We start from the raw sequence: 26,329 nt of genomic DNA, 5'->3' as shown, positions 1-26,329 counted from the left end.
CATATGCTATCACGATAAAATCTACTCTAGCTTGGCCTTTGCGGCGTAGAGCCCTTTGAGGTTGTACCAGTTTAAGAAAATGCGCGCCACTTCCAAGGCCATTTGAGATTTCCCGCGATCGATGAGCCACTGGAGCAGCGGTCCTAGGGTTTTTTCGTTTAATCTGCCCCCTAAGGTCAAACTTCCCCACAGGAGTTGGTGAATCCAGGTCATTTGAATCATCATCCGCACGTTCAAAGTGGGATGCTTTTGGTAAAACAATAGCCCCATCCGGCCTGACTGCATTTCTCGGTCAATCAGCTTTGGAATTTCCTGTAGCGAAAAGGGTGGATGCCAGTGGTAGCCAACGGCTTCAGGAACTTTGATCAGCTTGAGGTCTAACTTTTTGAGCCGGACGCCCAGCTCTAAATCCTCCCAGCCATACTGCTGAAACTGTTCGTCGAAAAGGCCCGCTTTTTCTAGCCAGTGACGGGCAATAGCAACATTCCCCGTCGCAAAGTAGGCCGCAGAAAAATCAGTCAGCGTATAAGGCTCGGTCGTCGGCTCGTCAAAGTTGCAGGTATTGATAACCCGACCGTAGGTAAAAATCCGCTCATGTCTCAGTCTTGCTTGAGCTGTCGTCAAAGCAAGGGCATGGGCTGACAAGAAAGCTTCAGTGACCACCAAATCACTGTCGATAAAAATAATAGTGTCGCCGTCGGCCTTCTGAACCCCAAGATTGCGAGCGGCAGCCGGTCCTTTATGGGCCTGTTCGTAGAGCTGAATATCAGGCATTTCTTGTCGGAGCCAGACAACGGTGTCATCCGTTGACCCGTCATCTACGACCACGACTTCATAGCTGTGCTCAGGAGCGAGATCTTGCTGAGCAAGTGCCTTCAAACACTTCTGCAGAATGGGCAGACGGTTATAGGTAGGAATAACGACGCTAAAAAACAAATGCCTAACTGAACGCTGCTTGCCCCAGGATATCGCACCGCAAAATTTAGATCTTGCCTAGAGTGATAGAGGTTAGCCCACTTCGCCTGCTTCGATAATCCGCTGGAATAGATAGCCCGTTCCCCGAGCGGTGAGAATTAGTTCTGGATTGCTCGGATCTTCTTCGAGTTTGGCCCTCAGTCGTGAAATGTGAACATCCACTACCCGCGTGTCCACATGACGCTCAGGAGTATAGCCCCAAACTTCCTGCAGGATTTCGGAGCGAGAGAAGGCTTCGCCGGATCGACTGACCAACAGTTCTAAGAGGCTGAACTCCATGCCAGTTAAACGAATGCGCTCATCGCCCTTGTAAACCTGGCGCTTGTTGGTATCAATGCGGAGGTTGGCAACCCCGATCACACCGGAGCTGGGGATTCCTGGCGCACCGTTTTTGCCCACGCGACGGAGCACGGAGCGAATGCGAGCTTCTAGCTCTTTGGGAGAGAAAGGCTTAACCACATAATCATCGGCCCCTAGCTCCAGACCTGTAATCCGATCGGCGACATCACCCAGTGCCGTCAGCATGATGATCGGGATATCAGATTCTTTACGCAGCTCTTGACAGACCCCATAGCCGTCTAGCTTCGGCATCATCACGTCTAGCACCACTAGATCGGGGATGGCGTCATGAAAGGTTTCGATGGCTTCTTCACCATCGGCGGCGGTCACGACATCATAGCCAATCATAGACAGTCGAGTTTCGAGAATCCGGCGGATGCTGGCTTCATCGTCAACAACGAGTATTCTTTCTTTATTCGAGTCCAATTTTTTTAATACTCCTTCATCTCAAGTTCTGTCAAAAGGTTAAATTTTTGATCGCTTACCCTAAGTTACCATGACATTAATGTCAGTTGAAAACGATAAACTCCTTTAGGCATAATCGTTTCAGGAATATTTAAGATTTCGTTTTTTATTACGAAGTGTATGGCTAAATCAAGATCGCAATATGTTTGTCAAGAATGTGGTGCATCTTCGCCCCAATACTTTGGTAAATGTCCGGCCTGCCATGCCTGGAATACGCTTGTAGAGCAGGTCGTTGAACCCATAACTTCAACGACAGACGGTGCGCGTTTGGTTAATCAGCGCTCTTCAAAAAAGCGACGTGCTCCAGCTCCACCGCAGGCGGTATCGGCTTTAACGCTGGCTCAAATTGCTGATAATCCAACGCAGCGATTTAGTTCAGGCTATCTAGAACTTGATCGGGTTCTGGGGGGTGGAATTGTGCCGGGTTCCCTGGTGCTGATTGGGGGCGATCCGGGTATTGGAAAATCAACGCTGCTTTTGCAAATTGTGAATCAACTGAGTCAGCGTCAGTGTGTTCTCTATGTCTGCGCTGAGGAGTCGGGGCAGCAGGTGAAGCTCCGTGCTCAGCGCCTTGGCGTCCAGCCAGCAGGGGTGCTGAACCATGATTCTTCAGGGGCTGGTGAGTCTGCTGCTGAGAACCCTGACCTTTACTTGCTGCCTGAGACGGATCTGGAAACGATTTTGCAAGAGCTTGATTCTCTGAAGCCTCAGGTTGCCGTAATTGACAGTATCCAGGCGCTTTATTTTTCGTCTCTGACTTCTTCTCCGGGGTCTGTGGCGCAGGTGCGGGAATGTACTTCGGCCCTGATGCGGTTGGCGAAGCAGGAAAATATCATGCTGTTTATTGTGGGGCATGTGACTAAGGAAGGTGCGATCGCAGGTCCAAAAGTGCTCGAACACCTCGTCGATACGGTTTTATACTTCGAAGGCGAACGGTTCGCCAACCATCGGCTGCTGAGATCGGTTAAAAATCGCTTTGGAGCCACCCATGAACTCGGCGTTTTCGAGATGATGGATCGGGGATTGCGGGAAGTCCCTAACCCATCAGAATTATTTTTGGGCGATCGTGATGAAGTAGCTCCGGGCACCGCTACGATTGTGGCCTGCGAAGGGACGCGCCCGATTGTGGTGGAACTGCAGGCATTGGTAAGCCCGACGAGCTACAGTTCTCCGCGCCGATCCACGACGGGTTTGGAATATAACCGGCTGCTGCAGATTTTGGCGGTGCTAGAGAAGCGTTTGGGCATTCCGCTCTCGAAGCTTGACGCTTATGTGGCTTCTTCCGGGGGGTTGAATGTGGCGGAGCCTGCAGCGGATTTAGGGGTTGCGATCGCGGTTGCAGCCAGCTTTAGAGATCGGCTTGTCGATCCGCTGACGGTGATCATTGGTGAAGTGGGTTTGGGGGGGCAGGTGCGATCGGTCTCGCAAATGGAGCTGCGCCTTAAGGAAGCGCTGAAGCTGGGCTTTAAGAAAGCGATTGTTCCCAAAGGACAATCGTTTCCCGATCTTGATATTGAGATTATTCCTGTGTCTCGAGTGGCCGATGCGATCGTGGCGGCGCTGAAGTCTGGCTCTCAAGTAGAACAGAAAAGTTAAAAACTGCTTGGGGGCTTGAATATCTTCTCAACGAGCTTAATCATCACGTCAAACGTTTTCAGTCGTTTCTCTCGGCTTCTGGCAACATCTTCATTTGTGATAGGAGTTTTGTTAGGGAAAATAGCTGGATCAACCCATTCAACGTCAATAGAGGGTAGAAATCGCTCTTCTTTCCTGCTGACAATTCCAGATGCGCCCCACTCCTGAGCTTCCACAACTCGGCAGACTCTTGAAGAATAAAACTGCTCTTCTCTGTCCTGAAGCAGTAGTGACTCTGCTAGCTGACCTGCCGCAACAATATATCTGCCTTGCAAATAGTCGACGCTCCAGCCTCTCGCTTTGACATTCTCTTTTGAAATAGCAAGGTAGAAGCAGTGAGTGTCATAGCCAAAGGCGATGTATAAAAATTCCCCAATCCACATCAAACTCCTTACACGTCCCCAATACAAGCCTGGTGTTCCAGTCTCCAAACTGAATACAGCGGATGCATGAATGAATGCATCTTGGAACAGGTTTGAATGCAAGCACTCCGGTAGCTGAATGTCCCGATCAATGAAGAGGTGAAGATGCCAAGCGATGTATTGTACTGAATAAATTCTTCGCTCAGTTAGCTCCTGTAGACCCAGGTAGCGGACAATAGGTTTGCAAGCTGGAGGACCAAACTCATCTTCCACCGTTCCCGAATATTGACTGCTTTCATTCTCTGCTAGCTCTTGCTCTTCAGGTAGAGAACACCAGCTATCAATAATTGTCAGACATTGATCTTCGACCGCTTTGCCCTTAATTACTTCCGAGGAGTAGCTTTGTCCTTCTCCCTGGCTGGTGCGCAGCTTACAAGGAGGATGATTGGGAATACTGTAGTGAGCAAAGAAAGGACGTTTATTCGGATTTACAGAAACCCCCTCTGTGGGATTCCTGTAGCACGGGTATCCACAGCGATAGCAAAAATATAGCTGCTGCCCCTTGAACGCCGGATCATACTCATAGATCGAGGTAGCAATACCAGTATCAATCAGTTCTTGCAGAGGTTGGTGTGCTGTATAGTCCCATGTTGTGTTGAAGTATACGACGAGAGGGGATGCCATCAAGGAAAAGAGTTGCTAATGAGATGATCCTAAACCAAAAATTTTTCCTCTACAGAAAGTCAGTATCGCTACGTTCACCGGCTTACGTCTTGTAGAACACTTTCAGGCGTAAGGGCAAGCGTCGGTAGTATCTGAGATAATAGCCTCAGACTTGACGAAGACCTGTTCCTCATACCATCCGTCTGCCAACGTCAGGACCGTCACCGTTTTTACTAAAGGGTCAACAATCCAGTACTCAGAAATGTTTAGGACGCTGTACTCAGCGCGCTTGGCTCGATAGTCTGTGCGTTTGGTTGATTCACTCACAACTTCGACCACTAAGACTGGAGGTGATTCATTGAGTCGAATAACTGCCTCTCGTTGCTGCAGCTCTCGCCACTGCTCCTTCGTGATAACAGCCACATCAGGAATCCGTGAGGTGTCCCACCGCCCTCCTCGGGGGATTGAAGACCAAGGGTTCCCTGAGAGAGTGCGACCCAGTTTTTTTGCGATCGCTCAATTTCAGCATCAAAATGACGCTCTAACAACTTGATGATGACCCCATGCTGACCACTACCTAACCCCATTGAAATGAGTGCTCCATCGACTAACTCATACAGAACATCGGTGCCATCTTCATAGGTAAGGTAGGTCTCTAGCGTTAGTTTTTGATTCGGTTTGGAGGTAATCAGCATCGGCTACTTTCTCCAAAAGGACAAACGGTTACTATTGATACTATCCAATATACCGATACAGCCTAGTGGTGTATGTGACCTGTCCAAACGCTTTCACCTATCTTGTGACCCTGATTAATTCTTTATGCTAGGCAGCGCCATCTGGATTCTCCTAGCAGGATTTTTCGCAGGGCAACTCGCCCGCCGAATCGGAGCGCCTCCTTTAATCGGCATGATTCTAGCTGGTATTGGCCTCGGACCAGAGTTAGCCAACGTCCTCGATTCCAGCGTCCTTGATAGCGCTGACGATCTACGCACCGTTGCCGTAATGGTGATCTTGATGCGGGCGGGTTTAGGATTAGACCGCAAAAAACTACAGCAGCAGGGCACCGTCGCTCTCCGATTGGGATTGCTGCCGGTGATCGCAGAAGCCACTGTTGTGATGACGCTGGCAATGGTGCTGTTTCAGTTTGACTGGGTCACAGGCCTCTTGCTGGGCTGTGTTGTGGGGGCCGAATCCCCTGCCGTGATTGTGCCAGGGATGCTGCGGCTCAAGAGCCTCGGTTTTGGGGTTGCCAAAGGAATTCCCGATGCGATTTTGACGGGGAGCGCCCTCTCTGATGTGCTGGTGCTGCTGGTGTTTAGTCTGCTGCTGACCGTGATTACAGGGAGCGCGGCTAGCTCAGCTTGGCTGCTGCCGGTGCAGGTACTAGGTCAGATTGTCTTAGGGATCGCGCTGGGGTACTTGGCCGCTCGTCTGATGATTGTGATCTTGGTCCGTCAAAACTGGAGCCAGACCGCCGTTCATGATCTCTTAATTACCGCCAGTACAGCATTGCTGATGGTGCTAGCGGCTCAAAAGCTGCCCTACTTTTCAGGGTACTTAGCAGCGATGGCCCTCGGATTTTTCTTGATTGAGCTGGACCCGCCCCTTGCAAGACGCCTACGCCTGGAATTCAACAATCTATGGAGCATTGCTGAAATCCTCCTATTTGTTCTTTTAGGGGCCAGCATTCAGATTCGGGCGTTGGAAAATACTCTGTTGCCAGGGCTATTAATACTTGTGGTTGGCTTGCTGCTAGGACGCTCTATTGGCTGGTTCCTCTCAACGTGGGGCAGTAACTGGACGCTGCGGGAAAAGCTATTCCTGCTGCCGGGGAATTCGGCCAAGGCAACGGTGCAGGCGGCCATTGGAGCAGTCCCTTTGAGTCAAGGCATTGAGGGTGGGGAAGTGATACTTGCGATCGCAGCCCTTTCTATCCTCACAACAGCCCCATTCGGAGCCTGGGCTATTCCCACCTTTGCCCCCAAACTTCTCTCAAAAGACCCTGTCGATCCGACAAAGGTTGCGGTCCAGACGCGTCCGCTTCTGATGGCAGCTGTGGATACTTCACCTCTGGCTCCCCAAGTCTTAGCTAAGGCAGCAGAACTGGCCCGACGTAGCGATGGTGAAGTGATGGTTCTCCATATCGCTCAGGCCCACGAGACCGATGACCTCAAAGCTCTCCAGAGCCTCAGCCAGCGATTGTTACTAGATGTTCGACATCGATTTCATATCCTCGACGGACCGATTCCAGACGTGATTGTACACACGGCCCAGCAATACAGGGTGAGCGATATCGTGATCGGCAAACGAGGGCATCAAGCCTGGGAGAATCTGATTGTGGGGTCTGTGTCTCAAGCTGTCCTTGAGTCTAGCCCCATCCCTGTGACGATCGTTGAAGCAAGCTCGAGAGAGTCTTCCCTCAAAGGTAATGATGGAGCCAATGACCCCTAGAGTCCCTTTCAATAAGGGATTCCGTGATTTCACTGACTGTTCAAGTAAAAGCTATGGGTAGTCTATGAACAGCATTGACTGCTGGTGCAAGCATCAATGCTAGAGCAATTCCACCTTAGTTTGAGCAATGCGATGAACGAAACAACTGCCTTTTTCGATCAGCCCCTACAGCCTATTGAGCAGGACTTACTTAGTGTACCCAAGCTTGATAACTGGATTGAACTTAGGGTCACTGAGCACGTCGTGATTAGCGGCGTCATCAGTCGTCATCCCAAGTATCCGACTGGAATGAGAATCCTTACCTCCCTGGTTGAGAGCTACGCTTCTGATACAGAAGGACGGGTCTTTGCACAGACTAAAAACTCTAAGTATGAGCTAGGAGAGCGGATCGAGGTGCGTGGCCACGAACATATTGTGGATGCGATCGCATCTGCCCACGCCATCACCACAGGCGACAAGCAGACGATCTGCTAAAGGGTTGCAAACAAGCGCTACCAACCCCACGTCCCCATTCCGCCTTTGAATGGACCGACAATATCTTCGGTAATCCAGCCACCATAGAAGTCTCCGGGTTGAGACTGTACGGTTTCACCATCGACATAACAAGCTTCCATGCGGCTCGGGTAGACTGCCACATAGTTTTGGATTGAAGCAAATCTCTCTGTGGGATTGGGATAGAACCAAGCGGCGTTTTCAGCAACCTGATCGCCTACCGCAAGCGTGTAGTAAGATGCCGATCCCTTCCATTCACAGAAGGTTGAACGACTCGTCTGCTGCAGATACTCTTGCTGCATGTCCTCTAATGGGATGTAGTAGACCGGGGGGTGACTGGTTTCTAAAACCCGCTTTGCCCGCTGGGTATCGGCAATCATGACGCCGTTAAATTTGATCTGAATATGCTTATCAGAATCTTCTAGGCGCGGTGGCCGCGGATAGTCCCAGACAGATTCTTGGCCGGGACCGGGTTCAATGCGAGCTGTAGGCACAGGCCCATCCTTTGTATAGACAACACTGTCTTCAAATTAAAGGAATTTATCGGTGCTGGCGAGGAAACCTAAGCAGCTTGATGACGAGACTGACCGAGGGCATAGCAGAGTGCGGCTTCAAGGGTACGTGAGCTGCATCGGGTCACGGAGGACTGATCTTCGCGTTTGAAGAACCACTCGCTATGCCAGGACTTCTGCTGAAGAGCCAGCATCCAGCAGTGACCTTCAAACTCAAAATAGGCGATAAAGCCCGGCTGTGTTAGGTAACGTTCGTCGAGACTGACCGCGACCCCTAAGCCCTGCTGCGTTTTAGGGTGTAGCGCTCTATCGAGTTCTTGCTTGAACTTTGCTCTGGCCCGAACCAAGCGTCGGCGATGTCGCAGAATCACCTGATGACGCTTCGCTAGGCGCAATTTGCGATTGCGATCATAGATATGGTTGATCTTCGTCAGCACATAGTCTTGAGGCGTCTGTGGCTGGGCGATTCTAGCGTGCATTACTATTCCTCTGCTGTAGATCTCGGCTGGGCTAGTACGTATGTACTGTATCAATGAAGAAATACTCTGTCAACTCTTTTTGGCGTTGATGGCTCTTTGATTATGTTGAGCCAGCCCTAAATTCTACTGAGGCAAGTCTAAACATCTGATGAGAGAGGCCTAAAGCCCTTGCAGGAGCTATGAGAAGTGGTGGATGCTAAGCCAGTATTTCTGAATGCTGACTCGACGATTTCAAGAATTTCCGGCTCCGAATTTTGTAGAAATGCGCTGCACAACTAAACTCGCTCTGAGGGAAGGTCGAGCTTAAAATTTTGCGGGTAATGAATCGATCGCTCAGTGCCGCCTGGAAAGGAGATAGAGTGCTAATCAATCCACGATTGAGGTGTGCAATGAGTCGGAACAGAGTTCTAGAGATGCCATCTGTTTGGTTCTTTGGTTTTACCGTTCTGTTTTTGCTATCCCTTGACGTCTGGTGGTGGCATCAGAGTGGATCTTTTTGGGTGCTACATCTCCCAGTCTGGGTCTTTTATTTTGGGGGGCTGCAGGTGCTGCTATCCCTCATGCTGCTGATATTCTCTCGCACGTTTTGGAAGGTACCCAGCCCTAAGGGAGGGGCAAGATGATGCCTTATTTGATCTTGGGTGTCTATCTGTTGGTCACTCTTTTGACGGGTCTAGTGGGCTATCGTCAACGACAAGATACGCCGGATGATTACTTCTTGGCGGGCCGAAATGTGAGCCCTTGGGTTCTGTTTATGACTCTGATTGCCACCAACTTCAGCGCTTTTACCTTTTTGGGGTTTTCGGGCGAAGGCTATCGGGTGGGGCTTAGCTTCTACCCGATGATGGCGTTTGGGACGGCGCTGGTTGCGATCGCATTCTTCTTAATTGGTGATAAGGTTTGGCATCTGGGGCAAACCCACGGATTTATCACACCGGCAGAACTGATCGGCGAGCGCTTCCGCAGTCCGGTCTTGAAGCGGGTGTTTTTGGCGGTGATGGTGATCTTCACTTTGCCCTATCTGACGCTGCAGCCCATCGGCGCGGGCTATCTACTAGAGAGCGTTACGAATGGACAGATCCCTTACTTCGTGGGCGCAACGGGTTTAACGGCGGTCATTGTTGCCTACGTGTTTGTCGGCGGCATGAGAAGCGTAGCTTTCACTGATGTACTGCAGGGCTGTTTGATGTTTGTCCTCATGTTTGTTGCTTTGGGGACGATTGCCCATCATCTGGGCGGTTTTGCGGCTGCAAATCAGGCTGCATACGACTTGAAGCCTGAACTCCTCTCGCGTCAGGGCGTTGATCAGTTCTTCACGCCCCGCAAATGGTTTAGCTTTATGTGTCTGTGGTTTTTGAGCGTGCCGATGTTTCCGCAGATTTTTATGCGGTTTTATACACCGAAGACGCCTAAGGCGCTGCAGACCTCTGCAATTTTGTATCCGCTGGTGACGGTGACACTGTTTATATGCCCCGTCTCCATTGGTATGTGGGGCCACATTCCTTTCCCAGAACTGACGGGAAAAGCTGCCGATCAGATCTTTCCGATGATGCTGGCAGAATATACGCCAGATTGGCTGGCGGCGCTGGTGATGGTGGGTGCGATCGCAGCTTTTATGTCCACGCTAGATTCGCAACTGCTGGCCCTCAGCTCGATGATCACCCGCGACATCTATGTGTCGTCTCTGCGCCCGAATGCTTCGCTACAGGAGCAAACCTTTGTGGGGCGGATCTTGATCGTGATCTTAGCCATCATTGGGTTGGCGATTGCTTTTAACCCGCCGGATACAATAGCTGCGATCGCAACCCAAGCATTCACAGGTCTAGCGGTACTGTTCCCCACCGTGATTGCGGCACTGTACTTCCCGAGAGCCTCTGCCCTGAGCTGCATTCTGTCGATCTGCGTGGGTGAGGCCCTTGTGATTGGCTTTCAACTGCAGTGGATTCCAGAGGCGTTGGCGTTTGGCTTTTTACCCGTAGTTCCAGTAGTGGCCTTGTCGACCCTAATTATCGTGATCGGGTCGCAAATAATGTTGAGTCGTTCATCTGCTCTGTGACATGACATCGAAAGTGATTTTGAAAGTTGCGATCGCATCAAAGGTTTCTCCAAAGAGAATGGCTGGATTAGAATCAAACGCATGATGCCCTAACGTGTTGAGGGCACAGCAATCCACAACGATCTTCATATGGTTAATTTCATGCGCTGCAAACGACCCCACGGAATTTCAGCAATGCTCAAGAGTGCTGGCCGTACTACGCTGGTTGCTGCTGCAATGGTCTTCAGTACCGCATTCTCTGCTTCTGCACAGCTCGAAACGGTTGTTGCTTTTGATGCAGATACTCCACCTGGAAATCTTGCGATCGCATCTAACGGGCGCATCTTTATCAGCGTGCATGGCTTCTACGGTGAACCCACCCATCATGTACTAGAAGTAATGAAAGATGGTTCCACCCAACCCTATCCAACGCCAGCCTGGTCCGGCGCACCCACCGGAGACGGGCCAGGTTTGAACGACGTACTGGGTCTGCAGGTCGATCGCAACGGCATTCTCTGGATGCTTGATGGACAGGCCAAAAGCCAAGCGGGACGACTCATCGCCTGGGACACTCGGAAAGAGCAACTGCACAAAATTATGTATCTCGCTGCCCCCGTCACGACCCCTGACAGCTTTCTCAATGACCTAGCCGTCGATCGCGATCACAACGCCATTTATATTGCCGACAGCGCCGGAGCTATCATCGTTGTGGATATCGAAACAGGCCGAGCCCGTCGCGTCCTCGATGGTTCAGAATCTACGACCCCAGAAGACATCGATATGGTCATTGATGGCGAAACCGTCATTTTTGGCGATGCGCCTGCTCGTATCGGCGTGAATCCGATCACTATTGATGCCAATAATGAGTGGGTCTATTTTGGCCCCATGTCATCCACCAGTCTCTACCGTATCCAGGCCAAAGATTTACGCGATACCCGCCTTAGCCAAACAGCGCTGGCGCAAAAGGTTGAACGGTATGGTGACAAAACCATCTCCGATGGCTCAACGGTTGATACCGCAGGTAATGTCTATATAACCTCCATTACAGAAGATGCGATTGGCGTAACCGGAGTCGATGGCAACTATCGCATTCTCCATCAAGACGACACACTTTCCTGGCCCGATGGGTTTGCCGTGGGTGCCGATGGCGATATCTACTTCACCGTCAACGAACTCCATCGCTCCCCAGTTCTGAATGGAGGTGAAGCCGCGAATAAAGGCGAGTTTAAGATTATGCGATTTAAGCCCTTGGCAACAGCCGAAGCCGGTCGATAGCGATATCTTTTAAGAACCATCCCAATTTTTAATTGCCCCACCAAGGAGCCTGATGATGAGCAGTCAAGACAACTACACACCGCCCAAAGTTTGGCAGTGGAACGCTGAAAATGGTGGAGCGTGGGCCAGCATCAATCGCCCCATTGCGGGGCCAACCCATGACAAAGACTTACCGGTGGGAAAACATCCCCTGCAGCTCTATTCGATGGCAACCCCCAACGGTCAAAAAGTCACGATCATGCTGGAAGAGCTATTGGCGTTGGGTGAGACGGGGGCCGAATACGACGCCTATCTAATTAAAATTGGCGACGGCGATCAGTTCGGCAGCGGTTTCGTTGAGGTCAATCCCAATTCAAAAATCCCGGCACTGTTGGATCAATCAACCCCTACACCGACGCGTGTGTTTGAATCGGGTTCCATCCTGCTCTACTTAGCTGAAAAATTTGGTCAGCTCATCCCCACAGATCATCAAACCCGGACGGAATGTTTGTCGTGGTTGTTCTGGCAAATGGGTTCAGCCCCCTATTTGGGCGGCGGGTTTGGTCACTTCTACAGCTATGCACCGACCAAAATTGAATATTGCATCGACCGTTTCACAATGGAGACGAAACGCCAGCTTGACGTGATGAATCGGCATTTAGAAACGCATCAATTTATGGCGGGTGATCAATACACGATTGCCGATATTGCAATCTGGCCTTGGTATGGCGGCGTTGTTCGCAATGTCCTGTACAGCGCAGCGGAATTTCTTGATGCCTCGTCTTACACCCATGTGGTTCGTTGGGCCGAAGAAATAGCAGAACGCCCAGCCGTGAAGCGGGGGCGCATGGTCAACCGCACCTGGGGCGCTTTGGAAGAACAGTTACATGAGCGCCATGATGCCGAAGACTTTGAAACTCGCACACAGGATAAGGTAAAGGCTGCATCGGATTTATAGCCGAAGTTATCAAGAATCCCCTTATTAAAGAATGCTTGAAACCTCTGTTAGAGCGACTCTTCTTTCCTGTGTGCCCTGATGCGATCGCAACTCACTAAATAACTCCTCACTAAGCTTGAGCATAGTCAAGTTCTAGATCTCAGCGGCTCACCCCGCTAAACCCAACTGATATCGATGTTAATGAAGCGATTGTCCCTCCGACGACAGCCTTCTAAGCTGCGAACATACTGTTGAGAGGTTGCTGACCAGTGACTTTACGACAGCAGAGGGATCTTCTTTTCGCCATGCGATCGCAAGTTCTAGCGCAGGTGCTGTGTCACTAATCGCAATCCGATGTAGCCCTTTAGAGCCAAGGCAGTCTAGGCCCGAAGCTACAAAATGAATGCCCTGTCCTGCTAACAATAAAGCCATACAGGTTTGGTCATGAGCTTGCTTGAGCGTTCGGGGCGAAAATCCTGCTATCGTGCAACAGCGTAAAATCTCGTCATGCATCGCCGGATTTTCATCACGAGGATGCAGAACGAAGATATCATTCGCGAATTCTCTTAAGCTTGCTGAAGACCGATCTGCCATCGCATGATCAGCAGGTACAACTAATGCCATCGGCTCTCGGTAAACACGTTTGAACTCAAGCAAGGTGGAATACGCTGGCATGTAGAGAAACCCAATATCTATCTCTGCACTATGGAGCTGATCGATAATCCTATCGGTTGATCGCTCGCGCAAATCTAATTCGACCTGTGGAAACTGACTTCGACAACGGTTTAGAAAGGGCGACATCACGGTGTGCAGCGCGATAGGAACATAGCCAATTTTCAAATGATTTGAAGCGTTTGCTGTTGCATGGCGAATCCGTCGGGCGGTTTCATCTGCATGGAGTAGGAACGCTCTGGCTTCCTGCAAAAAATATTGGCCTGCCTCAGTCAGCTCAACCGTGCGAGTCGTACGATTGAACAACGCAACGCCGACGTCCTGCTCAAGCCGCTTCACCAAGCGCGTTAAAGGAGGCTGTGACATATTTAGCTTCTCTGCTGCCCGCCGAAAGTTTAGCTCTTCAGACAGAACAACAAAGCAGCGAAAATCCTGTATTTCCATGCTGTATTAATGCATTTTTGGTATCAATACTATATCAATATTAGAATTAATCTGAGCTTGAAGTTGGGTTAGTTTAAGACTATCGCTTGGATTAGTACCTCAACTATCGATCCGAGCTACACCACACTTTTTGGGCTTCAACAGTAGATTTCATCATGCAAAATCAAAAGACATCGATTGTTTTCGATCAAGAACGCGCTGCTTCCTACGATCAGGGGAATGCTAAATTCGCCCCTATTCACGAAACACTGCACTTTCTCATGCACGCCGTACTTGCTGGGCTGCCTGCTGATGCCAGAATTCTCTGTGTGGGTGCAGGGACAGGGTTAGAGCTGCTCTCTCTTGCTCAAGCCTTTCCGCAGTGGCAGTTTACAGCAGTAGAACCTGCGGCCCCCATGTTAGAGATTTGCAGGCAAAAAGCTGAAGAAAGCGACATCGCCTCCCGCATCACGTTTCACGAAGGCTATCTTGATTCTTTACCCCCAATGGATTTATTCGATGCGGCAACTTGCCTGTTCGTTTCCCACTTTCTACTGCTGCAAGAGGACATTAGTCGTTTCTTTGGTCAGATTGCCTCACGGCTGCGTCCAGGTGGATACTTCGTTAACGCTACCCTTGCATCCGATCAGTCTACGGTCCAGTACGATCAGCTACTTGAAACGTGGCTCCGACTGCTGAAGTTTTCTGGGATGCCTATCGAACAAATTGAACAGCTTCCTACGCTTTACCGCCAAGAGGTCGCGCTCCGACCGCTCCCAGAAATTGAGTCAACCATGATGTCCAATGGCTTCAACACGCCGATTTTATTTTTTCAAGCTCTCCATATTTATGCTTGGTATGCTCAACGAGCAATCTGAGTGAAAGCGATTGTTTCATCGCTAATGCACGCTTGGATTGCCAGTCGGAAATAAGCGACGCGATACATTGTGTACAAGACTTGAGGAAACATAGAACAACGCAAATCCAATCAGAGGATGGAAGATCTCTAAATGCAGCGGAGTCTTGACATGGAGACTGAAAAACTGGAATCCCATCAGCACGGGTAGGCTGGCGGCAAGCGATCGAATCCTGGCTGAAGATGGCGTCATGAACGCTCCTCCCAGTAAGACCAATGACAATCCGCCGTAGCCCCGCACGAGCCACTTATGAACAGTCCACCAAGCAGGATCGGAGAAGTAGGCAACGCCGACCGTTAATACCTGAGCCATCAGGCAGACGTTAAAGAGAATCGAAACCGCATAAAAGCCGATATTTACCCAATTTTTGGCGTAAGTATTATCGCGTTCAACGTCTAGATTGATGGTCATTTCATACTCCCTGCTTGATGGGGGGATTGAAAACGCCAGCTACTTGTGCCATTGCTTTCTCAACCAGCTCTGTACCTGCTTTCTCTGGAGAACCCGCGTCGAAGGGAGGGGCCGGATCATACTCCATCATGAGTTGAGCAATTTTGGCTGCTTCCTCTCCACATAGTTTTGATGCGACCACCAGACCAAAATCAATGCCTGCTGTGACGCCGCCCCCTGTCATGCGATTGCGATCAATGACGACGCGCTCAGTTCCAACGTCAATGCCTAAGCCTGCAAGCTGTTCCCGTGCTGCCCAGTGTGTTGCTGCGCGATAGCCTTGCAGCAGTCCTGCCTTCGCCAAAAACTCAGACCCGCCGCACACAGAGGTAACGAACTTGGCAGTCCGTCCCTGTTGTTGAAGAAAATTGAGCAATTCTGGATCGTCTGTCACTGCGCCCTGCCCACGTCCGCCTCCGATACAAACAACATCCAAAGCCGGACAATCTGCAAAGGTCGTGTCTGGCACAATCACCATCCCATCATCTGTCGAGATAGGGTCCAACGTTTTCCAGATGCGATGAACCTGGACTCCCGGCAACCCAGTGAATACGGTTTGCGGGCCAATCACGTCGAGGGCTGTCATCCCCGGATAAAAGACTAAACCGATGATGTGCTTTTGTGAATCATTCATTCCAATTTCTCCAGTCAATCGTTTCGGTGGAAATCTATACCGTCTACGATAGAGAGAACATCCGATGACGACTAGACCTCGATCGGGTACCTTTTTTTTGAGGGTAGCTACTCTCTAGAATTATGAACAGCACATTACAAAGCCTATTTCAGGCGATTAATCATGTTGAGCACGAGTACGAGTTGCGATCGCAACTCGTTCCCAAACTGGCCGAGTACTTTGCAGCCCAGCGCTCGGGAATATTCTTCTTTGATCAAATCCTCTCAGCTAGCAGCAGCAACAAAAACCTCAAAAAGATTGCAGACGTTGCGCTATCGGTTGAACGCAATCCTATCGCTCGCTACTTAGTAGAGCGCCATGCCCCGGCCCATGAGGCACTCGTCACTTCACCCAAGGCTTGGCGGCTGATTTGTCCTCGCCCCGATCACTGGCATGTGATGGCAGGCCCGATTGTCAGCGAGGGGCAACTGGTCGGCGTGGTGGGCTGTACCCGAGAAAAGTCGATGCCTGCTTTTGATGCACAAGACCTAGCGGACGTGAGCGCTGTTTGTTTACATTTATCTGTTTGGACAACGAGCAAACGGACAGCTAAGCAAAATGGTCTGTCTTTGAAGCGCAATCACCTTACTTCTCGTGAGCTACAGATCGCAGATTTAGTTGCGTCGGGCCGAACGAATGCGGAGGTGGGCGCTGAACTTTGGATTACTGAAAATACTGTTAAAAAGGCACTCAAAAGGATGTTCCGTAAGCTCGACGTTTCTTCGCGAACAGAAATGGTTGTACAACTTGCGACAGATCAACGGCAGGTCGACTCGTCAGCTCATTTTGGGTCAGTGGTAACTGGCGATTAACGTTTGAATTTATTGACGGCGATGTCTACATTTTGGATTATGAGAACTATCACTAATGAGAATGCATGACCCAGCTCATCCAGGAGAAATCCTGCAAGAGTTCTACATGGAGCCTTATGGCCTGAGCGCTCGTGATTTTGCGAAGCGCCTAGGGGTTTCTCATTCGACCGTTGCCCGTGTGGTCTCGCAGCAAACGGCAGTATCTGCTGATATGGCCCTTCGATTAGAGAAAGCTGTGGGTCTGAGTGCAGAAACCTGGCTAGGAATGCAGAAGAATCGTGATCTGTGGCTAGCTTCGCAGGCTGACACTCACGAGGAGATCGAGGCGATTGATTTTGATCAACTTGCGATCGCTGGGTAGAAAGAGAGGACTATCGCTGATGTTGATGCACAACCCACCCTATACAGACAAATTTCTCTAAGAGATTTATCTAGAAACCTACGGCCTCTGTGCCCAATCAAGGTGGTGGTGCCTGGGGCCAAAGTGCGATCGCACCCTGTTGACGCACACCCAATGATTCTATAATGATATTTATAGGAAATTTACTATTTAAGTATTTCGCTATACGAGGACATTCATATCCGCAAACCACCCACGCTGAAACCTATTGTTTGGATGGGAAGCTCCACGAAAAACATTCTTAGGTTCCCTAGAGCGGTACAGAAGCTAATCGGTGATGAGCTACAGCTTGTTTGGGGAAATACCCAAAGATGCCAAGCCTTTCAAGGGTGTAGGGAGTGGTGTCATCGAGATTGCACTGAAGCACAACAAGGAAGCCTATCGTTGTGTGCAGGCCGTACAGATTGGCAAGGAGATTTATATTCTTCATGCTTTTCAGAAGAAGTCAAAGCAAGGTATTGCAACGCCTCCCAAAGATGTTGCTTTGATCAAACAGCGCTATAAGGAAGCCGTGGAGCTAGCAAGGTATGAGCAAGGGCAAAGCAAAGATTGAATTTGAAGAAAGCAGCGGCAATGTGTTTGCAGATCTTGGCTTTGAGGATGCCGAAGAGCTGCAGGCCCGAGGGATGCTTGGATTTCATGTTGTGCAAATTCTCAAGGCCCGGAATCTGAAGCAGCGTGAAATTGCTGACTTGCTAGGTATTAAGCAGGCTGAGGTCTCTCATCTGATGAATGGTCATTTCAGCCGCTTCTCGATGGATAAACTTGTAGACTTTTTGAAGTGCTTGGATCACAAGATCACGATTGAGATTAGTCCTCATCAACAGGGTGAGCCTTACCATCAGGTTGCTTTTGGTTAGAACGCTCACTCGTACCACCACCTTGATCGCTCAATAGCCTTATCAAGGTGGTGGTGCTTAAGGTGCAAAGTGCGATCGCACCTTCAAAAACTCGATTTTGTTGCTCAGATAGCGTGGACTGACTAGCGAGATGAACGACAGAGCTATCTTCAAGCTGAAGCGTTCTTTTGTCTTTTTCTGGCACTTTTGTCTTTAGGCTCAAAATAGAGCATCACTGGCATGTGCCTCACTCGAAGAGGCAGGCCAGATCTTTCATGCTTATGTGATGAGAAAAAGGCTAGCGAATTCCTTGTACAATCTTCTGAGGAGAAGTCTTCTAGGCTTTTCTGAGATAGAGTTTGTCTCCACTTTTCCATTACGTTTCGAGTATTACTACGCCTGATATAGATCAGCATCCCACCATGACTTTGGTTAGAGCTACCGATTGAATATCTTGTAGCTAGCTGAAGAAAACCTTCCCATAAATAGTCATACCCACTATGCACCTTTGCTTCTCCAATCCACATAAATCGATCTTTCTCAACTAGCAGATCGACATGCCCACCCACCTTAGTATCGTGGGAAGCCTTATATCCTTGAGTATTTAGAAGCAGAACAATTTCTATCGTTAAACGATCTTCACCATCATCCTGCCGCAGCTCTGGATTTCTTTGGATTTGTTGAACTATCCAATCCAAATCATCATAAAGTAAATCTACAAAATCTTCATAGGTAGACACTGATATCCTTTCCAGCATTCTCATTAAGCTTGGATTCTGAGATACCAAAGAATCAAATTTTTTTAAGCTTAGCTGTTCTTCAGACGACATCTAAACTGTTACTCGGCTGGACAGAAAACTAGGTACGAAATAGATAAAAACCTGATCTTCAAAATCATGAATTTCTTCGCCAGTCTCAGGATGAATAAGGATTCCAGATTTTCTTGCAGTCATTACTTCATCATTAGATAAATCAAAATTTTCCCCATCTTGAATAAGTTCAAATTTCTGTTCCAGCAGCTTGACTCGCTCTCCACACAGATACTGAGTTGCCTCTAAAATTTCTGCAGCGCAAAAATCATTTTTTGCAATATTCTTTAAACTCCCAAAAGTTATATGACTCAATACATTATTTCTGTTTTTGATTAGATATTCCAGAATAGAAATACAGATTTCTGACTGAGGTGAGTCACCCCAATCTCGAAAAATTTTACTAATAAGCAATTGCTTGCTAACCACAGCCATCTAAGTAATGCTTTATTTTGTTAAAGACAAAATTATAATCTTCCAGCTCACTACACTTCTTTATTATAGCTTCTTCAAGTACTGGGTACTCTTGATTAAGGAAGAAAGAGTTTCCAGGAAGAAAAAGTTCTGGTTCTGTTTCAATATCATCAGAAATCGAAAATTTCCACAAAATAGCAATCTTGTATAAATTTATTTTCTGGTCAAACTTTTCTAGCTCGGCTCTCCCAGCTTTGTGATATGTCTCTAGTCTTAAATCCTTTGCACCACGCCTCATCCTCTCAAACTTTGTCGATCCTTCATCCGTTGTGAAAGCTATCTCACCTACTTTCCCCTCATCTGAATTATATAAAGTTTCAATTAATGGGAAGAAGTTTAAAGGTGTTTTCAGAAAGTCTGCAACTCCTATGTAGTCATGAGCTAATTTGTTGAAGCTTTTTCCGATCTCTAGGAAAGATCTTCTGCGATCTTCCTCTAGCATCCCCCCACCAATATCAATTCTTATTTCAGCCATATTACTTTCTTTTCTCAGGAAAACAATATCAAAAAACTGTCTAGTGTACCGCCTGATTCCAACGATTTCATCAAAATCATCTAAAGCTTTTTCTACCTCTATACTGTAGTCTTTAGAGTTGATTGTCGAACGTTCTGTAAAAAAGCGTTTTGTACAGAAGACAAGACCTAAATCTCCATCTATCTCTCTAACTTCAAGCAGCTTGGGGGATGAATTCAGATTTTTGAGTTTTTCCTCTGAAAGCGGGAATGGATACGTCTCCTGAAACACGTTCTCTTTAACCGAATGTTTCTGTAGAAATACCATCAATCTATTAAGTTTACTTTCTTCTACAGTAAATAGCTTTACTGCTTTTTCTCCAGCTAGCAAGTAATTGAGATAGATGCGCTTTAAATTGTCAACTGCAATCAAGGCTTCATCTCTATTGGATTTTTGATATTCTTTTAGCTTCGCAATTGTCTGGTCCCAGCCTTGAGATGTTTGTAAGTCAATTTTTTTGAGAATGGCCCGCATTGTCGGCCATGAGACTCTGCCGCGAAACTGACTCAATACATCTTCAATTTTCATGAATCAATCTTGGCGCGTTCGTATAAATGGCTTCTGTCAAATTTCTAGGGCTTGCTTTTGTGAAGCCCTAGATAATATACCAAATCAATCTTGGCGTGAGAGCCACCACTTAAAAGATACCTTTGCCACTGCACTATCAATGCTTGGAAGCTTGCTCTCTTGAATCTACGGTTATATTCTTTGAGCAATGCTGAGATCGAAAGGAATGCTTATCCTGCTAATGCCGTATCAAGTTTTTATAGCTTGTTAGAATGAGGCTGTACCGTTAATTCTTTCAATTCTATAGTGTGTCCTTATGGTGCTTACCATTTCTCTCAGACCAGAAATTGAGGCTCAGCTCCAGGCCAAGGCAGCAGATCAAGGGCAAGATATCAACATGCTTGCAACAGAATTGCTAACGCAGCTTCTCGAATGGGAACAACAAGATATAGAGGAAGCGATTGCAGGCATCCAGCAGGGATTGAATGACTTTACGGCAGGTCACTCTCGTCCCTTCCAAGACTTTGCGGAAGAACAACGCCGCAAGTATGACTTGCCTACAGATGCATGAACTACGAGATTGAACTTTCCAGCATCGCAGAGGCCGAAGCCGATAACGCTTTTCTCCAGATTTCTAAGTTCACTTCCTCTGATAACGCAAAACGTTGGTATACAGGCTTACTCAAGGCTATCGAATCTCTATCAACAATGCCTAACCGATGTCCGTTAGCGCGAGAAAACGAATACTTCAGTCAAGAGATTCGGCAATTGCTCTATGGTCGAGGTCGAAATTCCTATCGGGTAATCTTCACAGTTCTCGAAAGTACGCCTGCTGTTCGCATTCTTCACATCCGCCACGCATCTCAACAGGTAACTGGTACGCAGCCTGAATCAGGAGAAGAAGATTGATGGAAATACAAGACTCCAAAGATCCACAGAAAGCTAGCCTCAAAGGGGCATTGCGAGAAGACCAACACTTTCTCGTACCATACGTGAGTGACAGAGAGCAGGCAGACATAGAAGCTGAGTTTGGTTCTCCTTCAGATTATGAAACAGACGCCCCCATCGATATGACAAGCTGGGTTCAAAAATGACATAACCTTCAAAGCCTTGTTCTCTACAATAAGTGAGGAGCATAAACCGCTTCCTCACCTACAGACAAAAGGCTCAACTATTAATTCATGGCATTTTCGGCAATCGTACGCGCCCTGGGGCGATCGCAACTCACCCAAGAACTCCTCACCAAACTTGATCGCAATCAAGTCCTAGACCTCAATGGCCTCCCCCGTTTGCCGAAAGGACTACTAGCTTCTGCGATCGCCCAACATCGCCAACAGCCTCTACTCATTGTCACCGCCACGCTAGAAGAAGCCGGACGCTGGGCTACCCAACTCGAAGCAATGGGCTGGGCCACTCTTCACTTTTATCCCACCTCAGAATCATCCCCCTACGAACCCTTCGACTCCGAATCAGAAATGATCTGGGGACAGCTCCAGGCCTTAGCCGAGCTTGCCAAGCTCGAAGGCTCCAATATCGCTATTGTCGCCACCGAACGCGCCCTTCAGCCCCACCTGCCCCCCGCCAGTGTTTTCTCCCCGCAATGCCTTGCTCTGGAAGTCGGAACGGAAATCAATTTAGGCGACCTCAGCACCCAGCTTGCGAACCTCGGCTATGAGCGTGTTTCCCTCGTAGAAATCGAAGGGCAGTGGAGCCGTCGCGGCGATATTGTCGATATTTTTCCGGTTGCTTCAGAACTACCCGTGCGTCTGGAATGGTTCGGTGACGAGCTAGAGAAAATGCGCGAGTTTGATCCGGCCAATCAGCGATCGCTCGACAATATCAAAGCTCTGAGTCTCACCCCCACCAGCTTCCGCCCAATGACGCTGGCCGCTCTCACTGATGACAAGCTAGCCCACGCTAAGCACTATCTGACGGAAGCAGAACAGGAGCAGCTTGAAACTGTTGAACTCGAAGGCAGTCGGCGGTTTCTCGGCATTGCCTTTGATAACCCCGCTTCACTTTTAGACTACCTGCCCGACAACACGCTGATCGCCATTGATGAACCCGATCAGTGCCAGCCCCATTGCGATCGCTGGGTTGAACATGCCGAAGAGCAGTGGCAAGGCATTAATCAACCCAAGCATCCTTTGCCGAAGCTGCATCTAGAGTTTGATCAGGTGCGAGAGCAGCTTGAGTTATTTGATCGACTTCATCTCTCTGAAATTGCGGAAGACGGTCAAGGCTTAAATGTATCCAGTCGGCCTGTACCTGCTATTCCGCATCAGTTTGGAAAGTTGGCAGAGACGATCAGGGGAGAACGCGATCGCAAGTTCAATATCTGGCTTGTCTCGGCACAACCGTCCCGCTCCGTAGCGCTGCTGCAAGAACATGACTGCCCTGCCCAGTTTGTCCCCAACCCTCGCGACTATCCCGCCATCGACAAACTCCAGGATCAGCGCACTCCCGTAGCCGTCAAATACTCCGGCCTCGCAGAACTCGAAGGCTTTATCCTGCCGACCTTTCGGATGGTGTTGGTCACGGATCGAGAATTCTTCGGCCAGCACACCCTCGCCACCCCCACCTACATCCGCAAGCGACGGCGGGCGGCATCGAAGCAGGTAGACCCCAATAAGCTAGAGCCGGGGGATTACGTCGTTCACCGCACCCACGGTATCGGCAAGTTCCAAAAATTAGAAAGCCTCACCATCAATTTCGAGACTCGCGACTATCTGGTCATTCAGTATGAAGACGGCCTGTTGCGAGTCGCTGCCGACATGGTTGATTCGCTCTCCCGACTGCGGACTAGCAAAGAGAACCCACCCAAGCTGCACAAGATGTCCGGCAAGGCTTGGGAGAAGACTAAGACCAAGGTTCGTAAGTCGATCAAAAAGCTGGCGGTGGACCTGCTCAAGCTCTACGCACAGCGCGCCCAACAAAACGGCCATGTCTTCCCGGTCGATCAGCCCTGGCAGGCTGAAATGGAGGATTCGTTTCCCTATCAACCCACCCCCGATCAGCTCAAGGCCGCTCAAGACGTGAAGCGCGACATGGAAAGCGATCGCCCGATGGATCGCCTTGTTTGCGGCGATGTTGGCTTCGGCAAAACAGAGGTCGCTATACGAGCCATCTTTAAAGCCGTGACGGCCCACAAACAGGTGGCCTTTCTTGCGCCGACAACAATTCTCACCCAGCAGCACTACCACACCATCAAGGAACGGTTTGCCCCCTACCCGATCCAGATTGGCCTCCTCAACCGATTCCGCACCGCCGAAGAACGAAAGGATATCCAAAGAAGACTCCAGACCGGCGAACTCGATATTGTTGTCGGCACTCATCAGCTTCTCGGTAAAAGCGTCACTTATAAAGATCTAGGGATGCTTGTGATCGATGAAGAGCAGCGGTTCGGCGTCAACCAAAAGGAAAAAATTAAGTCTCTCAAAACTGAGGTGGATGTGCTGACCCTTAGCGCTACGCCCATACCGCGAACGCTCTATATGTCGCTCTCCGGTGTCCGGGAAATGAGTTTGATTACGACTCCGCCACCTTCTCGGCGTCCGATTAAAACGCATCTATCGCCCTATCGGACTGAGGTGATTGGCAGTGCTATTCGTCAGGAACTCGATCGTGGGGGTCAAATATTTTACGTGGTTCCTCGGGTTGAGGGGATTGAAGAGGTCGCCGCTAAGTTGAGGGAGCTTGCGCCGAATGCGAGACTTGCGATCGCACATGGTCAAATGCAAGAGGGCGAACTCGAAGCCACCATGCTTACCTTCAGCAATGGCGACGCCGAGATTTTAGTCTGCACCACCATTATCGAATCGGGTTTAGATATCCCCCGCGTCAACACCATCTTGATCGAAGACTCGCAAAAGTTTGGCCTCTCCCAGCTCTATCAGCTTCGCGGTCGCGTCGGTCGCGCCGGAATTCAGGCCCATGCATGGCTGTTTTACCCTAAACAAAGTACTCTCTCCGCCACTGCCCGTCAACGCCTCCGCGCCCTCCAGGAATTCACCCAGCTCGGTTCCGGCTATCAACTTGCCATGCGAGATATGGAAATTCGCGGCGTCGGCAATCTTCTCGGTGCAGAACAATCGGGTCAGATGGATGCGATCGGCTTTGATTTATACATGGAGATGCTAGAGGAATCCATCAACGAGATTCGCGGTCAAGAAATCCCGACGGTGGACGAAACACAGGTGGATCTATCGCTGACGGCCTTTATCCCAGCGGACTATATTCAAGATCTCGACCAGAAGATGAGCGCTTATCGGGCGGTTGCTGCTGCCAAAGATAAAAAAGAACTCACCCAGCTTGCGGTGGATTGGACAGATAGATATGGTGCCATTCCCAGCTCTGCTCAGCAGCTCATCCGTATCGTGGAGCTGAAGCAAGTTGCTAAGTCTCTGGGCTTTTCTCGCATCAAACCGGAAGGCAAGCAGCACGTCATACTAGAAACCCCGATGGAAGAACCGGGCTGGAAGCTATTGCAAGAGAAGTTACCCACTCATCTTCAAACTCGTTTCGTCTACACCCCTGGGAAGGTTACGGTACGCGGTTTGGGTATGTTGAAGGCTGACCAGCAGCTTGAGAATCTGATTGACTGGCTTAGTAAAATGCAGGGAGCTTTACCTGAGGCGGTTCCAGCATAGCAACAGAGACTATCATGGTATTAAGGTATCAATATGTCACTGCAAACTTAGAGCAGGTTTGACCTATGTCTACTCTGACGCAATCATCGACAGAGAACTCATCGATTGAAGCTCCAGAGAAAAAAATCTGGACCGATGAAGAGTTCATGGCCCTGAGCCGAGATGGACACCGCTATGAACTTGTGGACGGAGAAGTAATTGATATGGGGAATTCAGGCGCGAGGCATGGCTATATTGCTATCATTTTAAGCTCCGCGTTATTCTCGGTCGTCAGGGATCAGAAATTAGGGGCTTTATTTGATTCCAGCACTGCCTTCATAATGAAAAATGGTAACAAGCGATCGCCTGATATTTCTTTCTTCGTCAAAGAGCGCTTACAGGAACTAGAGGAGCTGCCGACCGGCTTTTTAGATGGAGCGCCTGATCTTGCCATCGAAATTCTCTCGCCCAATAACACCGTTGAAGAAATTGATAATAAGTTGGTCGAATTCTTTGAAAATGGTTCTCGACTCGTTTGGGTGATTAATCCCAACCAGCATCATGTGTTGGTCTATCGTGCGGCCCAAGAACCTGATCGCTTACTCAAGCTGAGTGATTTCTTAGATGGTGAGGATATCATCACTGGCTTTACTTTGCCCGTTACTGACCTGTTTCAAAAACCCTTCTAAATTCTTTGGCGCGACAGGGGAGTTAGGCTACGTTGATGAATAGAGGACAATCGCTACGGTCCCATTCCCATGTCTGCTCAATAACTCATCCGCATCGTGGAACTGAAGCAAGTTGCAAAATCTCTGGGTTTTTCTCGCATTAAACCGGAAGGTAAGCAGCACGTCATCTTAGAAACCCCAATGGAAGAACCGGGCTGGAAGCTACTGCAAGAAAAACTCCCCACTCATCTTCAGACTCGTTTCGTCTACACCCCTGGGAAAGTGACGGTGCGGGGTTTGGGTATGTTGAAAGCAGACCAACAGCTTGAAAATCTGATTGACTGGCTTAGCAAGATGCAGGAAGCTTTGCCTGAAGCGGTTGCTTATTCAGAACCTTCAGTACTTGCCAGACTACAGAAATGATAGATCGACCGCAATTTTGGCTATAAAGCCAATCCGTGTTTGTGATTGTGCATAATCTGGCCGATTGTACCAGATATATTCAGTAGACTAGGCAAGTAGTGAGAAAATAGCTTTAGTCATCAAGAATAAGCCCTCAACATCATATTTAAATACTCAAATTATTGGGTCAAAAAACTCATGAGACACAACTTATATTTGAAAAAAACTTAAACAAGAGAAAGACACTATTTACAAAGAGTAGAAAACATTCATTACACATCTCAACACTTAGAAGGCATAAAGTCAATATCTATGGAATATTAACTCTCACAGAGAATAGTCTTATTTCAAGCATTTCGGACTTACTCCAAAGCCTATCTAGAACTTCCTCAAAACTTTAATACACACTTTTATAAATATTAGACAAAAATATATCTTAAGATACTAATATTTTGGGTAGTCCTAAACGGGTAAGGATATTCTATCGATAAGGGGATGTATGTTCTCCTATGCTTATGCGAGTGTTGACTCGTCGTCATCCA

At 48.9% G+C, this 26,329-nt stretch carries 31 protein-coding genes and 2 pseudogenes; 19 read left to right on the top strand and 14 right to left on the bottom strand.

Annotated features, from left to right (window positions below):
* Window positions 1–21: 21 nt before the first annotated feature.
* Window positions 22–936, bottom strand: a complete 915-nt coding sequence (locus C1752_RS23040; RefSeq protein ID WP_110988403.1) for a glycosyltransferase family 2 protein — start codon at window positions 934–936, stop codon at window positions 22–24.
* Window positions 937–1,008: 72 nt separating this feature from the next.
* Window positions 1,009–1,740 (bottom strand): response regulator transcription factor RpaB, encoded by a 732-nt coding sequence (gene rpaB, locus C1752_RS23035; RefSeq protein ID WP_110988402.1) that lies wholly within the window; start codon window positions 1,738–1,740, stop codon window positions 1,009–1,011.
* Window positions 1,741–1,899: 159 nt separating this feature from the next.
* Here rpaB and radA point away from each other — a divergent pair, with 159 nt between their 5' ends.
* Window positions 1,900–3,375, top strand: a complete 1,476-nt coding sequence (gene radA, locus C1752_RS23030; protein ID WP_110988401.1) for a DNA repair protein RadA — start codon at window positions 1,900–1,902, stop codon at window positions 3,373–3,375.
* On the opposite strand, the gene C1752_RS23025 is transcribed toward radA, so the two are convergent.
* The 3 genes from C1752_RS23025 to C1752_RS29760 form a co-directional block, all read right to left on the bottom strand.
* The gene (locus C1752_RS23025; protein ID WP_110988400.1) at window positions 3,372–4,460 is read right to left on the bottom strand and encodes a hypothetical protein; all 1,089 of its coding nucleotides are present in this window, start codon (window positions 4,458–4,460) and stop codon (window positions 3,372–3,374) included. The genes radA and C1752_RS23025 overlap by 4 nt on opposite strands.
* Window positions 4,461–4,562: 102 nt before the next feature.
* Window positions 4,563–4,862, bottom strand: coding sequence for a Uma2 family endonuclease (locus tag C1752_RS29765; protein ID WP_274704535.1), 300 nt, complete (start codon window positions 4,860–4,862; stop codon window positions 4,563–4,565).
* Window positions 4,778–5,134, bottom strand: coding sequence for a PDDEXK family nuclease (locus tag C1752_RS29760; RefSeq protein WP_274704534.1), 357 nt, complete (start codon window positions 5,132–5,134; stop codon window positions 4,778–4,780). Before C1752_RS29760 ends, C1752_RS29765 begins: the two co-directional genes overlap by 85 nt.
* A 124-nt stretch (window positions 5,135–5,258) precedes the next feature.
* Here C1752_RS29760 and C1752_RS23015 point away from each other — a divergent pair, with 124 nt between their 5' ends.
* Window positions 5,259–6,890 carry a cation:proton antiporter gene (locus tag C1752_RS23015; RefSeq protein ID WP_110988399.1) on the top strand — a complete coding sequence of 544 codons (1,632 nt, stop codon included), beginning with the start codon at window positions 5,259–5,261 and terminating at the stop codon, window positions 6,888–6,890.
* Between the two features lie 132 nt (window positions 6,891–7,022).
* Window positions 7,023–7,364, top strand: coding sequence for a hypothetical protein (locus C1752_RS23010; protein ID WP_146242412.1), 342 nt, complete (start codon window positions 7,023–7,025; stop codon window positions 7,362–7,364).
* A gap of 17 nt (window positions 7,365–7,381) precedes the next feature.
* Here C1752_RS23010 and C1752_RS23005 read toward each other — a convergent pair whose 3' ends face one another.
* A complete protein-coding gene (locus C1752_RS23005; protein ID WP_110988397.1) occupies window positions 7,382–7,876 on the bottom strand; it encodes a DUF427 domain-containing protein in 495 nt (164 codons plus the stop codon).
* A 68-nt stretch (window positions 7,877–7,944) separates the two neighbouring features.
* Window positions 7,945–8,373 (bottom strand): hypothetical protein, encoded by a 429-nt coding sequence (locus tag C1752_RS23000; protein WP_110988396.1) that lies wholly within the window; start codon window positions 8,371–8,373, stop codon window positions 7,945–7,947.
* A 389-nt stretch (window positions 8,374–8,762) separates the two neighbouring features.
* On the opposite strand from C1752_RS23000, the gene C1752_RS22995 reads away from it, so the two are divergent.
* Together C1752_RS22995 and C1752_RS22990 are read left to right on the top strand one after the other, a co-directional pair.
* Entirely contained in the window at window positions 8,763–8,996 is a 234-nt protein-coding gene (locus C1752_RS22995) for a hypothetical protein (protein ID WP_146242411.1), read from the top strand.
* On the top strand, window positions 8,996–10,429 hold the full coding sequence (locus tag C1752_RS22990; protein WP_233501840.1) for a sodium:solute symporter family protein: 1,434 nt from the start codon (window positions 8,996–8,998) through the stop codon (window positions 10,427–10,429). The genes C1752_RS22995 and C1752_RS22990 overlap by 1 nt, the downstream gene beginning before the upstream one ends.
* Here the strand turns inward: C1752_RS22990 and C1752_RS28575 are convergent.
* Entirely contained in the window at window positions 10,415–10,558 is a 144-nt protein-coding gene (locus C1752_RS28575) for a hypothetical protein (RefSeq protein ID WP_158535166.1), read from the bottom strand. The genes C1752_RS22990 and C1752_RS28575 overlap by 15 nt on opposite strands.
* 45 nt (window positions 10,559–10,603) lie before the next feature.
* Here C1752_RS28575 and C1752_RS22985 point away from each other — a divergent pair, with 45 nt between their 5' ends.
* Window positions 10,604–11,683, top strand: a complete 1,080-nt coding sequence (locus C1752_RS22985; protein WP_110988432.1) for an L-dopachrome tautomerase-related protein — start codon at window positions 10,604–10,606, stop codon at window positions 11,681–11,683.
* Window positions 11,684–11,738: 55 nt separating this feature from the next.
* Window positions 11,739–12,620, top strand: coding sequence for a glutathione-dependent disulfide-bond oxidoreductase (yghU, locus tag C1752_RS22980; RefSeq protein WP_110988393.1), 882 nt, complete (start codon window positions 11,739–11,741; stop codon window positions 12,618–12,620).
* 177 nt (window positions 12,621–12,797) lie between these two features.
* Here the strand turns inward: yghU and C1752_RS22975 are convergent, their stop codons facing one another.
* A complete protein-coding gene (locus tag C1752_RS22975; protein WP_110988392.1) occupies window positions 12,798–13,715 on the bottom strand; it encodes a LysR family transcriptional regulator in 918 nt (305 codons plus the stop codon).
* A gap of 155 nt (window positions 13,716–13,870) precedes the next feature.
* Here C1752_RS22975 and C1752_RS22970 point away from each other — a divergent pair, with 155 nt between their 5' ends.
* On the top strand, window positions 13,871–14,572 hold the full coding sequence (locus C1752_RS22970) for a class I SAM-dependent methyltransferase (RefSeq protein ID WP_110988391.1): 702 nt from the start codon (window positions 13,871–13,873) through the stop codon (window positions 14,570–14,572).
* Between the two features lie 21 nt (window positions 14,573–14,593).
* Here C1752_RS22970 and C1752_RS22965 read toward each other — a convergent pair whose 3' ends face one another.
* Window positions 14,594–15,022: a DUF6220 domain-containing protein gene (locus tag C1752_RS22965; protein ID WP_110988390.1), complete on the bottom strand. Its 429-nt coding sequence runs from the start codon at window positions 15,020–15,022 to the stop codon at window positions 14,594–14,596.
* A gap of 1 nt (window position 15,023) precedes the next feature.
* Complete coding sequence (locus C1752_RS22960) at window positions 15,024–15,695, bottom strand: DJ-1/PfpI family protein (protein WP_110988389.1); 672 nt, start codon at window positions 15,693–15,695, stop codon at window positions 15,024–15,026.
* A 122-nt stretch (window positions 15,696–15,817) separates the two neighbouring features.
* Between C1752_RS22960 and C1752_RS22955 the strand changes: the two genes are divergently transcribed.
* The 5 genes and pseudogenes from C1752_RS22955 to C1752_RS22935 all read left to right on the top strand — a co-directional run bounded on the left by C1752_RS22955 (window position 15,818) and on the right by C1752_RS22935 (window position 17,806).
* A complete protein-coding gene (locus C1752_RS22955) occupies window positions 15,818–16,546 on the top strand; it encodes a helix-turn-helix transcriptional regulator (protein WP_110988388.1) in 729 nt (242 codons plus the stop codon).
* Window positions 16,525–16,602, top strand: a pseudogene (locus C1752_RS30365) (type II toxin-antitoxin system RelE/ParE family toxin); the annotation flags it as partial. The gene C1752_RS22955 and the pseudogene C1752_RS30365, both read left to right, overlap by 22 nt.
* Entirely contained in the window at window positions 16,602–16,907 is a 306-nt protein-coding gene (locus C1752_RS22945; protein WP_110988387.1) for a HigA family addiction module antitoxin, read from the top strand. The pseudogene C1752_RS30365 and the gene C1752_RS22945, both read left to right, overlap by 1 nt.
* Window positions 16,908–17,223: 316 nt before the next feature.
* Window positions 17,224–17,499, top strand: coding sequence for a type II toxin-antitoxin system RelE/ParE family toxin (locus C1752_RS22940; protein WP_199464494.1), 276 nt, complete (start codon window positions 17,224–17,226; stop codon window positions 17,497–17,499).
* Window positions 17,474–17,806, top strand: a complete 333-nt coding sequence (locus C1752_RS22935; protein ID WP_110988386.1) for a helix-turn-helix domain-containing protein — start codon at window positions 17,474–17,476, stop codon at window positions 17,804–17,806. The genes C1752_RS22940 and C1752_RS22935 overlap by 26 nt, the downstream gene beginning before the upstream one ends.
* 149 nt (window positions 17,807–17,955) lie before the next feature.
* Here C1752_RS22935 and C1752_RS22930 read toward each other — a convergent pair whose 3' ends face one another.
* Genes C1752_RS22930 through C1752_RS22920 form a run of 3 tightly spaced genes read right to left on the bottom strand, consistent with a single transcriptional unit; the run spans window position 17,956 to window position 20,110 of the window.
* Window positions 17,956–18,615, bottom strand: coding sequence for a hypothetical protein (locus C1752_RS22930; protein ID WP_146242410.1), 660 nt, complete (start codon window positions 18,613–18,615; stop codon window positions 17,956–17,958).
* Window positions 18,616–19,029, bottom strand: a complete 414-nt coding sequence (locus C1752_RS22925; RefSeq protein ID WP_110988384.1) for a hypothetical protein — start codon at window positions 19,027–19,029, stop codon at window positions 18,616–18,618.
* Window positions 19,016–20,110 (bottom strand): hypothetical protein, encoded by a 1,095-nt coding sequence (locus tag C1752_RS22920; RefSeq protein ID WP_110988383.1) that lies wholly within the window; start codon window positions 20,108–20,110, stop codon window positions 19,016–19,018. Before C1752_RS22920 ends, C1752_RS22925 begins: the two co-directional genes overlap by 14 nt.
* 295 nt (window positions 20,111–20,405) lie before the next feature.
* On the opposite strand from C1752_RS22920, the gene C1752_RS22915 reads away from it, so the two are divergent.
* From C1752_RS22915 to C1752_RS22885, 6 genes and pseudogenes are all read left to right on the top strand, one after another.
* The gene (locus C1752_RS22915) at window positions 20,406–20,660 is read left to right on the top strand and encodes a hypothetical protein (RefSeq protein WP_110988382.1); all 255 of its coding nucleotides are present in this window, start codon (window positions 20,406–20,408) and stop codon (window positions 20,658–20,660) included.
* Window positions 20,657–20,998, top strand: coding sequence for a type II toxin-antitoxin system RelE/ParE family toxin (locus C1752_RS22910; protein ID WP_110988381.1), 342 nt, complete (start codon window positions 20,657–20,659; stop codon window positions 20,996–20,998). The genes C1752_RS22915 and C1752_RS22910 overlap by 4 nt, the downstream gene beginning before the upstream one ends.
* Entirely contained in the window at window positions 20,998–21,183 is a 186-nt protein-coding gene (locus tag C1752_RS22905; RefSeq protein ID WP_110988380.1) for a hypothetical protein, read from the top strand. Before C1752_RS22910 ends, C1752_RS22905 begins: the two co-directional genes overlap by 1 nt.
* Window positions 21,184–21,270: 87 nt before the next feature.
* Entirely contained in the window at window positions 21,271–24,738 is a 3,468-nt protein-coding gene (gene mfd / locus C1752_RS22900) for a transcription-repair coupling factor (protein WP_199464493.1), read from the top strand.
* A 65-nt stretch (window positions 24,739–24,803) separates the two neighbouring features.
* Window positions 24,804–25,406 (top strand): Uma2 family endonuclease, encoded by a 603-nt coding sequence (locus C1752_RS22890; protein ID WP_110988378.1) that lies wholly within the window; start codon window positions 24,804–24,806, stop codon window positions 25,404–25,406.
* 48 nt (window positions 25,407–25,454) lie between these two features.
* Window positions 25,455–25,808 (top strand): annotated as a pseudogene (locus C1752_RS22885) (TRCF domain-containing protein); the annotation flags it as partial.
* Window positions 25,809–26,329 lie beyond the last annotated feature (521 nt).

This window comes from Acaryochloris thomasi RCC1774 (assembly GCF_003231495.1).
Lineage (GTDB): Bacteria > Cyanobacteriota > Cyanobacteriia > Thermosynechococcales > Thermosynechococcaceae > RCC1774.
This window is presented reverse-complemented; position numbering and strand designations above follow the sequence as displayed.

Excerpts from the sequence above, each read along its gene's own strand:
- radA (WP_110988401.1), top strand. The coding sequence starts at position 1,900 with ATGGCTAAATCAAGATCGCAATATGTTTGTCAAGAATGTGGTGCATCT.
- C1752_RS23025 (WP_110988400.1), bottom strand. The coding sequence starts at position 4,460 with ATGGCATCCCCTCTCGTCGTATACTTCAACACAACATGGGACTATACA.
- C1752_RS29760 (WP_274704534.1), bottom strand. The coding sequence starts at position 5,134 with ATGCTGATTACCTCCAAACCGAATCAAAAACTAACGCTAGAGACCTAC.
- C1752_RS23015 (WP_110988399.1), top strand. The coding sequence starts at position 5,259 with ATGCTAGGCAGCGCCATCTGGATTCTCCTAGCAGGATTTTTCGCAGGG.
- C1752_RS23010 (WP_146242412.1), top strand. The coding sequence starts at position 7,023 with ATGAACGAAACAACTGCCTTTTTCGATCAGCCCCTACAGCCTATTGAG.
- C1752_RS23000 (WP_110988396.1), bottom strand. The coding sequence starts at position 8,373 with ATGCACGCTAGAATCGCCCAGCCACAGACGCCTCAAGACTATGTGCTG.
- C1752_RS22995 (WP_146242411.1), top strand. The coding sequence starts at position 8,763 with ATGAGTCGGAACAGAGTTCTAGAGATGCCATCTGTTTGGTTCTTTGGT.
- C1752_RS22990 (WP_233501840.1), top strand. The coding sequence starts at position 8,996 with ATGCCTTATTTGATCTTGGGTGTCTATCTGTTGGTCACTCTTTTGACG.
- C1752_RS28575 (WP_158535166.1), bottom strand. The coding sequence starts at position 10,558 with ATGAAGATCGTTGTGGATTGCTGTGCCCTCAACACGTTAGGGCATCAT.
- C1752_RS22985 (WP_110988432.1), top strand. The coding sequence starts at position 10,604 with ATGCTCAAGAGTGCTGGCCGTACTACGCTGGTTGCTGCTGCAATGGTC.
- yghU (WP_110988393.1), top strand. The coding sequence starts at position 11,739 with ATGAGCAGTCAAGACAACTACACACCGCCCAAAGTTTGGCAGTGGAAC.
- C1752_RS22975 (WP_110988392.1), bottom strand. The coding sequence starts at position 13,715 with ATGGAAATACAGGATTTTCGCTGCTTTGTTGTTCTGTCTGAAGAGCTA.
- C1752_RS22970 (WP_110988391.1), top strand. The coding sequence starts at position 13,871 with ATGCAAAATCAAAAGACATCGATTGTTTTCGATCAAGAACGCGCTGCT.
- C1752_RS22965 (WP_110988390.1), bottom strand. The coding sequence starts at position 15,022 with ATGACCATCAATCTAGACGTTGAACGCGATAATACTTACGCCAAAAAT.
- C1752_RS22960 (WP_110988389.1), bottom strand. The coding sequence starts at position 15,695 with ATGAATGATTCACAAAAGCACATCATCGGTTTAGTCTTTTATCCGGGG.
- C1752_RS22955 (WP_110988388.1), top strand. The coding sequence starts at position 15,818 with ATGAACAGCACATTACAAAGCCTATTTCAGGCGATTAATCATGTTGAG.
- C1752_RS22945 (WP_110988387.1), top strand. The coding sequence starts at position 16,602 with ATGAGAATGCATGACCCAGCTCATCCAGGAGAAATCCTGCAAGAGTTC.
- C1752_RS22940 (WP_199464494.1), top strand. The coding sequence starts at position 17,224 with ATGAGCTACAGCTTGTTTGGGGAAATACCCAAAGATGCCAAGCCTTTC.
- C1752_RS22935 (WP_110988386.1), top strand. The coding sequence starts at position 17,474 with ATGAGCAAGGGCAAAGCAAAGATTGAATTTGAAGAAAGCAGCGGCAAT.
- C1752_RS22930 (WP_146242410.1), bottom strand. The coding sequence starts at position 18,615 with ATGTCGTCTGAAGAACAGCTAAGCTTAAAAAAATTTGATTCTTTGGTA.
- C1752_RS22925 (WP_110988384.1), bottom strand. The coding sequence starts at position 19,029 with ATGGCTGTGGTTAGCAAGCAATTGCTTATTAGTAAAATTTTTCGAGAT.
- C1752_RS22920 (WP_110988383.1), bottom strand. The coding sequence starts at position 20,110 with ATGAAAATTGAAGATGTATTGAGTCAGTTTCGCGGCAGAGTCTCATGG.
- C1752_RS22915 (WP_110988382.1), top strand. The coding sequence starts at position 20,406 with ATGGTGCTTACCATTTCTCTCAGACCAGAAATTGAGGCTCAGCTCCAG.
- C1752_RS22910 (WP_110988381.1), top strand. The coding sequence starts at position 20,657 with ATGAACTACGAGATTGAACTTTCCAGCATCGCAGAGGCCGAAGCCGAT.
- C1752_RS22905 (WP_110988380.1), top strand. The coding sequence starts at position 20,998 with ATGGAAATACAAGACTCCAAAGATCCACAGAAAGCTAGCCTCAAAGGG.
- mfd (WP_199464493.1), top strand. The coding sequence starts at position 21,271 with ATGGCATTTTCGGCAATCGTACGCGCCCTGGGGCGATCGCAACTCACC.
- C1752_RS22890 (WP_110988378.1), top strand. The coding sequence starts at position 24,804 with ATGTCTACTCTGACGCAATCATCGACAGAGAACTCATCGATTGAAGCT.